This window comes from Inquilinus sp. OTU3971 (assembly GCF_038440215.1).
Genome location: NZ_JASATH010000011.1, coordinates 59,992 through 69,920, shown reverse-complemented (window position 1 = coordinate 69,920; position 9,929 = coordinate 59,992). Strand labels below are relative to the sequence as shown.

General features: G+C 70.6%; 6 protein-coding genes. 3 read left to right on the top strand and 3 right to left on the bottom strand.

Features of this window, described 5'->3' with window-relative positions; all coding sequences use genetic code 11:
- Positions 1 to 152: 152 nt before the first annotated feature.
- The gene (gene pdxR, locus AAHM41_RS04945; protein ID WP_342235405.1) at positions 153 to 1,664 is read right to left on the bottom strand and encodes a MocR-like pyridoxine biosynthesis transcription factor PdxR; all 1,512 of its coding nucleotides are present in this window, start codon (positions 1,662 to 1,664) and stop codon (positions 153 to 155) included.
- A gap of 252 nt (positions 1,665 to 1,916) precedes the next feature.
- Here pdxR and AAHM41_RS04940 point away from each other — a divergent pair, with 252 nt between their 5' ends.
- A complete protein-coding gene (locus AAHM41_RS04940) occupies positions 1,917 to 6,068 on the top strand; it encodes a beta strand repeat-containing protein (protein WP_342235404.1) in 4,152 nt (1,383 codons plus the stop codon).
- Here AAHM41_RS04940 and AAHM41_RS04935 read toward each other — a convergent pair.
- A complete protein-coding gene (locus AAHM41_RS04935) occupies positions 6,065 to 6,841 on the bottom strand; it encodes a helix-turn-helix transcriptional regulator (protein WP_342235403.1) in 777 nt (258 codons plus the stop codon). The two genes, AAHM41_RS04940 and AAHM41_RS04935, sit on opposite strands and share 4 nt — an antisense overlap.
- A gap of 59 nt (positions 6,842 to 6,900) precedes the next feature.
- Positions 6,901 to 7,851 (bottom strand): MBL fold metallo-hydrolase, encoded by a 951-nt coding sequence (locus AAHM41_RS04930; protein WP_342235402.1) that lies wholly within the window; start codon positions 7,849 to 7,851, stop codon positions 6,901 to 6,903.
- Between the two features lie 129 nt (positions 7,852 to 7,980).
- On the opposite strand from AAHM41_RS04930, the gene AAHM41_RS04925 reads away from it, so the two are divergent.
- The gene (locus AAHM41_RS04925; RefSeq protein WP_342235401.1) at positions 7,981 to 9,555 is read left to right on the top strand and encodes an FAD-dependent oxidoreductase; all 1,575 of its coding nucleotides are present in this window, start codon (positions 7,981 to 7,983) and stop codon (positions 9,553 to 9,555) included.
- The gene (locus AAHM41_RS04920) at positions 9,552 to 9,755 is read left to right on the top strand and encodes a DUF2783 domain-containing protein (protein ID WP_342235400.1); all 204 of its coding nucleotides are present in this window, start codon (positions 9,552 to 9,554) and stop codon (positions 9,753 to 9,755) included. Before AAHM41_RS04925 ends, AAHM41_RS04920 begins: the two co-directional genes overlap by 4 nt.
- Positions 9,756 to 9,929: the final 174 nt, after the last annotated feature.

Sequence of the window (9,929 nt, the reverse complement as noted above, 5' to 3'; positions counted from 1 at the left end):
TGTTCACTGCCCATGCGCGCCGCCGCGCGCAGACCCCTCCCCCTAGCCCCCTCCCGCAAGGGGAGGGGGAGGATTAAAGGCATAGGTCGAGTCGGGTGGCTGGATTCCGAAAAGGTTTGGCAAGCGGGAGAGGCTACCTTCCACCGCCGCTGTCACCCCACTCTGGCCCGCAGGGCGCCGTGGCGCTCGGCCCGGACCAGCCGGGCCAGCAGTTGGATGCCGGGGTCGATGCGGTCGACCGGGATCGAGGAATAGCCCAAGCGCAAAAAGTTCTCCGGCGGCAGCGGATGGTCGAAGAACACCGCCCCGGGGTCCAGCAGCAGCCCCTGCGGCGCCCCGGCGGCGGCAACCGCGTTCATCGACACGTTGGCCGGCCCCTCGGCCCACAGGGCGGACCCGCCGGCCGGCGGCCGGAACTCGAACTCCGGCAGATGGGTGCGCAAGCCTTCGCCGATCGCGGCGGCGCGTTCGCGATAGGCGGCGATCAGCCGTTTGATCGCGGCATCGTGGTGGCCGAGCTGCAGGAACAGCGCCACGGCGCGCTGGTTGTTGGCCGGCGGGTGCCGCGCCGTCAGCCGCCGCATCGCCCGCGCCTCGGCGATGAACTCCGGCGCCGCCACCACATAGCCCAGCCGCAGCCCCGGGGCCAGGGTCTTGGACACGCTGCCGACATAGATCACCCGGTCGTCGCGATCGAGCGCCTTGAGCGCCGGAGTGGCCTCGCCGACGAAGGTCAGCTCGCTGTCGTAATCGTCCTCGACGATCACCAGGTCGTGCACCGACGCCGCCTGCAACAGCTCCTGCCGGCGGGCCAGCGGCATGGTCACGGTGGTCGGGTTCTGGTGGCTCGGCTGCACGAACAGCATGTCGCATTCGGCCAGGCTGCCGCTCAGCTTCAGACCGTGATGATCCATCGGCAGGGGCAGGATGCGCGCGCCGAACTGCCGGCACAGGTTGCGGATGTCGGGATAGCCCGGCTGCTCGATCCCGGCCGTCCGCTCCGGCCCCAGCAGCAGCGAGGCGGCGAGGTACAGCGCCTGCTGCGCCCCGATCGTGACCAGGATCTGCTCCGGCGACACCCAGATGCCGCGGCGCGGCAGCACCCGCTTCTGCAACTGCTCGACCAGCAGCGGGTCGTCGGCGTCGACGCGGTCGCCGGCCCAGTCGCGGATGGCGACCGAGCGCAGCGACAGCTGCACCACCTCGCGCCATTCCGTGATCGGGAACAGCGTCGGGTCGGGCTGGCCGTAGACGAAGGGGAAGCGGTAATTGTACCAGTCGACCGGCTTCATCACGTGCCGGGTGCGGGAGGGGCGGCTGGTCAGCCGCCCGGTCCAGTCCGGCCGCCGCACCGGCGCATCGGACCGCACCCCGGCCGCCCGTGCCGCATTCTCCAGCGCCGCCGGGTCGACCATGTGCCGCGACCGGCTGCGCGCCGCGATGAAGCCTTCCTGGGTCAGCTGGTCATAGGCCTGGATCACGGTGTTGCGGCTGATCCCGAGGATCTCCGCCAGCCGGCGCGACGAGGGCAGTTCGGCCCCCGGCGGCAGCCGCCGGTCCAGCACCGCCTGGGCGATGGCGCCGCGCAGCTGCGCCTGCAGCGTCAGGTCGGGCCGGCGCGACAGCATCAGCAATTGCCGCCACAGGATGTCGTCGGCCGCCACGCGCCCCCTCCCGCGCCACCAACCCTCGATTGCATAAGATCGTATTTTATCCCTTGGCGCAATCTGGACTCATCGATAGGTCCCATCTGGACTCATCGAAGCCGCATCTGGACCCATGGTTTGTCCGATCTGGACCTAACGGAATATGCGACATCCCTGCTAAATCCTTCCTATCGCGTGCCTGCCCGGCCAGCAGGGCTCATTCGGACGCTCCCCCAAAAGGGCGCGCCGACCGACAGTGGAGGACGTTCCGTGACCCAGACCCTCAACGGCACCGCCGGCAACGACAGCCTCACCGGGACCGATCCGGGCAACCCGGCCAACCCCGACGGCATCGACATCATCAATGGCGGCGACGGCAACGACACGCTCTCGGGCCTGGGCGGCAACGACACGATCTCCGGCGGCCTGGGCGCCGACATCCTGGACGGCGGCGCGGGGTTCGACACGCTCACCTTCGCCAACGCCACCGCCGGCGTGTGGGTGAACCTGAACGGCGCCGCCTTCGGCGGCGAAGCGGTGGGCGACACCATGACCGGCTTCGAGGCCATCATCGGATCCGCCTTCAACGACATCCTGCTGGGCGATGCCGGGAACAACACCATCGACGGCGGCGCCGGCATCGACATCATCCAGATCAGCGGCGGGACTGACGTGCTGAACGGCGGCGCCAACGGAGACTTCCTCGACTGCCGCACCGCGTCCTCGGCCGTGATCATCAACGTGGCCACCGGCATCGGCGGCGGCGGGGCCGCTGGCACCACCTTCTCCAACTTCGAAAATATCATCGCCACCGGTTTCAACGACGTCCTGACCGCCGCCACGGCCGGCTCCACCCTGGGCGGATTGGGCGGCAACGACACGCTCAACGGTGGCGATGGGAACGACGTCCTGCTCGGTGACGACTTCCTCAACGTCATCGGCACCACCGGCACCGACACGCTGAGCGGCGGCGCCGGCAACGACTTTCTCCAGGGTGGGGCGCTGGGCGATATCCTGGACGGCGGCACCGGCAGCGACATCGCTTCCTACGAGAACTCCAACGCCGGGGTCATCGTCAATGTGGCCACCGGCGCCGCGTCCGGCGGCCATGCGCAGGGCGACACGCTGATCGGCATCGAGAACGTGCTCGGCTCGACCTCCGACGATCTCTTCAGCGTCAGCGCCGCGGTCAACTTCTTCGACGGCCGCGCCGGCGCCGACGGGGTGACCTATATCGGGTCCACCGCCGGGGTCCTCGCCAACCTGCAAGGCGTCGGCGTCGGGGGCTGGGCCGAGGGCGACACCTTCGCCAACATGGAGTACCTCAGCGGCTCGAACTTCGCCGACACCCTGTACGGCAACGCCGTGAACAACATCCTCGAAGGCGGTGAAGGCAACGACGTACTCGACGGCCTGGTCGGCGGCGACACCCTGCGGGGCGGCAACGGCAGCGACACGGCGAGCTATGCCTTCTCCGCCGCCGGGGTCACCGCCGACCTGAAGGCCGGCTTCTTTGCGGGCGGCGACGCCCAGGGCGACGTGCTGCAGAGCATCGAGAACCTGACCGGCTCGGCCTTCGCCGACACCCTGCGCGGCGACAACGGGGCCAATGTCATCGACGGCGGCGGCGGCAACGACAACATCGCCAGCTATGGCGGCGCCGACGCCATCAACGGCGGCGCCGGCATCGACACGGTCTTTTACGCCGCCGTGGCGGTGACCGTGAACCTCGCCACCGGCCAGGGCTCCGGCGGTGACGCCCAGGGCGACACGTACCAGAATGTCGAGAACGTCGTCGGCACGGCCGCCAACGACGTCCTGATCGGCAACGCCGGTGCCAACAGCCTGTCCGGGGGCGACGGCACTGACACGCTCACCGGCAATGGCGGCGCCGATGCCTTCGACGGCGGCGCCGGTTTCGATATCGTCTCCTACGACACCTCGGCCGGCGGCGTGGCCGCCAACCTGACCACCGGCCTGGGCGCGTTCAGCGATGCCGCGGGCGACACCTATACCGGGATCGAGAACCTCTACGGCTCGAACTTCAACGATACCTTGACCGGCAATAGCGGGACCAATGCCCTTATCGGCGCGGCCGGCAATGACGCGTTCAGCGGCTATGGCGGCGCCGATAATCTCGACGGCGGCGCCGGCATCGACATCGTCTATTACGACGCCTCAGCCGGGGCCGTGCAGGTCAACCTGGTCACCGGCACCGGCACGGGCAGCGACGCCCAGGGCGACGTCCTCACCGGGATCGAGAATGTCTACGGCTCGAACTTCAACGACACCCTGGACGGCGACACCGGCGCCAATGTGCTGACGGGGGCCGACGGTGACGACACGATCCGCTCCGGCGCGGGGAACGATGTCGTCAGCGGCGGCAACGGCAACGACCTGATCAACGCCGGCAGCGGCGCCGACGCCATCGATGGCGGGGCGGGCATCGACACCGTCTTTTACGACAGCTCGGCCGTCGGCGTCCGGATCGACCTCAACCTGCACACCGCCTCGTTCGGCGATGCCGCGGGCGACACGCTGACCGGCATCGAGAACCTGGTCGGCTCGGCCTTCGACGATATCCTGATCGGCGATGCCGGGGCCAATGCCCTGACCGGCGGCGCCGGCAACGACCAGTTCAACGGCCATCAAGGCGCCGACAGCTTCGTCGGCGGCGCCGGCATCGACACGGTGTTCTTCAACACCTCGACCGCCGGGATCAACGCCAACCTGACCAACGGCCAGGGCCTGGGCGGCGACGCCGCGGGCGACACCTACAGCGGCATCGAGAACCTCACCGGCTCGGCCTTCGCCGACGCCATGAACGGCGATGCCGGGGCCAACACCCTCGACGGCGGCGCCGGCGACGACGTGCTGGCCGGGCGTGGCGGCGCGGACATCCTGCTGGGCGGCGCCGGCATCGACACCGCGACCTACGGCAGTTCCGCCGCCGGAGTGACGATCAATCTCGCGGCGGGCACCGGCACCGGCAGCGACGCCCAGGGCGATACGCTGACGGGCATCGAGAACGTCACCGGCTCGGCCTTCAACGACACGCTGATCGGCGATGCCGGGGCCAACGACCTGCGTGGCGATGCTGGCGACGATGTGATCCGCGGCGGCGCCGGGGCCGACCGGATCGGTGGTGGCGATGGGGTGGATACGGCGGATTACAGCACCTCGTCCGCCGGCGTGACGATCAACCTCGCGGCCGGCACGGGCACGGGCGGCGATGCCCAGGGCGACACGCTGTTCTTCATCGAGAACGTCACCGGCTCGGCCCTGGCCGACAAGCTGATCGGCGACGGCGGCTCCAATGCGTTGAGCGGCGGCGTCGGCGACGACACGCTCCGCGGCAGTGCAGGGACCGATGTCCTCGACGGCGGCGCCGGCTCGGACTTCGCCAACTTCCAGGGCTCGGCGGCGGCGGTGTCGGTCAACCTGCTGACCGGCGCGGCCTCGGGCGGTGACGCCCAGGGCGACACGCTGAGCAACATCGAGAACCTGTACGGGTCGAGCAACGCCGACCAGCTGACTGGCAGCAACGCCCGCAACATCATCGGCGGCGAACTCGGCAACGACACCATCGTCGGCAACGGCGGTGACGATGCCCTTTCCGGCGAGGCCGGCAATGACGCGCTCTCCGGCGGCGACGGCGCCGACCGGCTGGTCGGTGGCGACGGCGTCGACACCATCCATGGCGGCATCGGCAACGATAGCGTCGATGCCGGCACCGGCAACGACCAGGTCTTCGGCGAGGCCGGCCATGACAACCTCTATGGCGGCACCGGCGACGACCAGCTCGACGGCGGCGACGGCAACGACACGCTCGAAGGGGCGGCGGGATCCGACACGCTGATCGGCGGCATCGGCATCGATACCGCCAGCTACGCCGGCTCCGCCGCCGGCGTGTCGGTGAACCTGGCGACCGGCGCGATGTCCGGCGGCGACGCCGCGGGCGACACGCTCAGCGGCATCGAGCAGGTGCTGGGCTCGGGCTTCGCCGACACGCTGACCGGCGACGCCAATGCCAACACCCTGTGGGGCATGGGCGGCGGCGACGTGCTCAACGGCGGCGGCGGCGGCGATGCGCTCAAGGGCGGCGTCGGCGCCGACCGCTTCGTCTACACCGCCCTGTCCGACAGCGCGGTCTCCGGCTTGGGCAAGGATGCGATCCGGGATTTTGCGACCGGCGACAAGATCGACCTGTCGGCGATCGACGCGGACGGCAACTCCAGCAACGGCGACACCGCCTTCACCTTCGGCACCGGCGACTACACCCGCCATGCCGGCGAGCTGCGGGTGGTGGCGTCGGGCTCGGTCCAGGTGGTCTATGTCGACGTCAACGGCGACAAGGTCTCGGACTTCGCCATCAACGTCAGCTCCGACCACGCCCTGACGGCCGGCGACTTCCTGCTCTAGTGGAACAGCCGGGCGGCGAGCTGCAGGGCGGTGCTGATGCCCAGGCGCTCATAGGCCCGGCGGCGATAGGTCAGCACGCTGGTCGGCCGGATGCCGAGGTCGAGGCCGATGCCCTCGGCGGTCATGCCGATCACCGTGCGGGCGCAGACCGCGCGCTCGCGTTCCGTCAGCGCCGGGCACAGGCCGCGCAGCCGCGCCTCGACCGCCACGGCCGAGCCGGGCGGCGGCCGGTCGGCGCCGAAGGCCCGGCCATGCGCCTCGATCAGCGGCAGCAGCAGCCGGCCGAAGGCGCGGAGGTCCTGTGCCTCGCCGGCGGAAAAGGCGCCGCTGCCGCCATGGCGGAACAGGCTGAGCGTGGTCCAGCCGCCGCGGCCGGGGCGCAGGATCGACAGCTTCTCGACGAAGCCCGGCCGGGCGTAGCAGTCGCGGCGGTAGTCGCGGTCGGCGATGTCGTCCGGCCGCACCCGCAGGCAGAGGCCGCCGCGGTCGGCGGCCTGAAAGACGGCGTTCAGCGGGTCGAAGCGGAAATAGTGGCGGCGATAGGCCTCGGCCCGGCCGCCCGCCTGCGACCCGGCACCGGCGGACAGGATCACCGCGGGCAGGGCGCCGTCATCGGTCCGGCGGAAGGCGAAGATCTCCTCCACCCCGGCCATGGCGCCGAGTGCGTGCAGCACCGCCGGCCCGAATTCCGGCGTGCCCAGCACATCGACGATGCCGGCCTGGAGATCGGCATCCGCCGCCCAAGGTGCGTCCGGCGCTCCGATCCGCTCCATCGCTCCTCCCTCGCGGGGGCCTGCCCCCGCCTTCGGCGCGGAGCGTAGCATAGCGCCGGCTAGCCCTGCAGCGCGGCCCACATCTCCCGGTCCCGCGCGGCGGTCCAGATCCTCGGCGTGTCGATGCCCAGCGCCTCGTCATAGGCGCGGGCGACGTTGAAGGGCAGGCAGTGCTCGTAGATCGCGTAGCTCGCGAATTTCGCATCGCAGGCGGCGCGGCAGGCATCCCAGGCCTCCTTCAGCGAGCCGCCGCGCGCCGCGACCCGGGCGACCGGCCGGTAGGTGCTGGCCAGGAAGTCGCGGGTCAGCTCGATCGCCTCGGCCACCTTGGCGGCGCCGACCAGGGCATCGCCGCGGCCGGGCGACAGCGCCTCCGGCCGCAGCGCCGCGATGGCGTCCAGCGTCCGCGGCCAGTCGCCGAAATGCGCGTCGCCGCAATAGCAGGCCGAGCGGTATTCGACGATGTCGCCGGAGAACATCACCCCGGCATCCGGCACCCAGGCGACGATGTCGCCGGCGGTGTGGGCGCGGCCGAGATGCAAGAGGTCGACCCGGCGGCGGCCGAGATGAAGGGTCATGCGGTCCTTGAAGGTCACCGTCGGCCAGGTCAGGCCGGGGATCGACTCCGCCGCCTGGAACAGCCGGGGGAAGCGGCCGAACTCCGAGTCCCAGTCCTCCTGGCCGCGCTCATGGATCATCGCCCGGCAGGTCTCCGAGGCGATGATCTCGCTGGCGCCATAGGCCGAGGCGCCGAGCACCCGCACCGCGTGGTAGTGGCTCAGCACCACATATTTGATCGGCTTGTCGGTGACGCCGCGGACGCGCTCGATCACCTTCTGCGCCATCACCGGCGTGGCCTGGGTGTCGATCACCATGACGCTGTCGTCGCCGATGATCACGCCGGTGTTCGGGTCGCCCTCGGCGGTGAAGGCGTAGAGCCCGTCGCCGAGCCGGGTGAAGGAGATCGACTTCTCGGCCAGGTCGCCGGCCGAGGCGAAGCTCTTGGTCATGGGCGGTCCTCCCGTGTTGTTCCGGTCAGCATAGGCCGGCGGCGCCGTCTGCGCTGTCCTCAGATCTGAGGACAGACGCGGGCCTTCCGGCGCATCATCCTGGGCAAACGGCCGAGCAGGGGAGGGCCCATGGCCCGATACGTCGCGCAGCGCTTCGTCCCGCGCACCCCGCCGGAGCTGTCCGGCGGCGGCAGACGGCGTTACCCGGTCGCCATCGTCGGCGCTGGCCCGGTCGGGCTGGCGGCGGCGATCGACCTGGCGCTGCACGGCGTGCCGAGCGTGGTGCTGGACGACAACGACGTGGTCTCGGTCGGCTCCCGCGCCATCTGCTGGTCCAAGCGCACGCTGGAGATCTTCGACCGGCTGGGGGTCGGCGAGCGCATGCTGGCCAAGGGCGTGACCTGGAAGGTCGGCCGGCTGTTCCACCGCGACCGCGAGGTCTATGCCTTCGACCTGCAGCCCGAGCCCGGCCACAAGATGCCGGCCTTCATCAACCTGCAGCAGTATTACGTCGAGCAGTATCTGGTGGAGCGCTGCGCCGATTTCCCCGGGCTGATCGAACTGCGCTGGAAGAACCGCGTCACCGGGGTCGAGCCGGGCGGCGATGGCGTGCGGGTCCAGGTCGAGACCCCGGATGGGAGCTATGCGATCGAGGCCGACTACCTCCTCGCCTGCGACGGGGTGCGCTCGACCGTCCGCCGCGCCCTGCGGCTCGGCTTCATCGGCCAAGCCTTCGAGGAACGCTTCCTGATCGCCGATGTCGAGATGAAGGCGGGATTCCCGTCCGAGCGCTGGTTCTGGTTCGAGCCGCCCTTCCATCCCGGCCAGTCGGCGCTGCTGCACAAGCAGCCGGACGACATCTACCGCATCGACCTGCAGCTCGGCCCCGACGCCGATCCGGAGGCGGAGCGCAGGCCGGAGCGGGTGATCCCGCGCATCCGGGCGATGGTCGGTGACCGGCCGTTCGAGCTCGACTGGGTTTCGGTCTACAGCTTCCAGTGCCGCCGGCTGGAGCGCTTCGTGCACCGCCGGGTGATCTTCCTGGGCGACGCCGCCCATGTGGTCTCGCCCTTCGGCGCCCGCGGCGGCAATGGCGGCATCCAGGACGCCGACAACCTGGCCTGGAAGCTGACCCTGGTGCTGCAGGGCGAGGCGCCGCCGACATTGCTCGACAGCTATGACGAGGAGCGGGTGCGGGCGGCGGACGAGAACATCCTGCACTCGGCGCGCGCCACCCGCTTCATGACGCCGAAGAGCGAGATCGAGCGGGTGTTTCGCGCGGCGGTGCTGGATCTCGCCGCCGACCACGCCTTCGCCCGCCGGCTGGTCAATTCCGGGCGGCTGTCGCTGCCCTGCGCCCTGGGCGGGCTGTCGCTGCAGACGCCGGCCGAGGCGGTGTCGGGGCTGCTGGCGCCGGGCGCTGTGTGCCCGGATGCCCGGCTGGCCGACGAGACCTTCCTGCTCGACCGCCTGGGTGGCGGCTTCAGCCTGCTGGCGGTCGGCGGCGTCGCGGTGCCGGACGGCACGGGCCTGCCGGTGCTGCGGGTCGGCGCCGATCGCGACCCGCACGGCTTCGCCGCTGCCCGCTACGGCGAGGCACTGTATCTGATCCGGCCGGACCAGCATGTCGCGGCCCGGCTGACCGGCGCCTCGTCGGCGGAGGTGCGGACGGCGCTGGCGCGGGCGAGGGGAGAAGGCTCATGACCGACCATGATCTCGGCCGCGACCGGCTGGCGGGCCGCGGCGACGACATCTACGCCGCGCTGCTGCGGGCGCATGAGGGGCTGGCCCCGGCCGAAAGCGCGGCGTTGAACGCCCGGCTGGTGCTGATCCTGGCCAATCTGGCCGGCGATCCGGAGGCGGTGATCGCCGCCATCGACCGCGCCCGCAGGCCGCCGGCCTGACCCGCCTTCTCCGCCAGTGCCTGCCAGGGCCGGCTTGATCAAATCCTGGGCAATCCGCCCCGGATCGATCCAGCCGGCCCGATCGCCGACGGCTCGCCATGGCTCTTGACGCCGGATTATGATGCATCAAACATGATGCGCCAGATGGCACGGGATTTGCAGAAGCCGGATCTC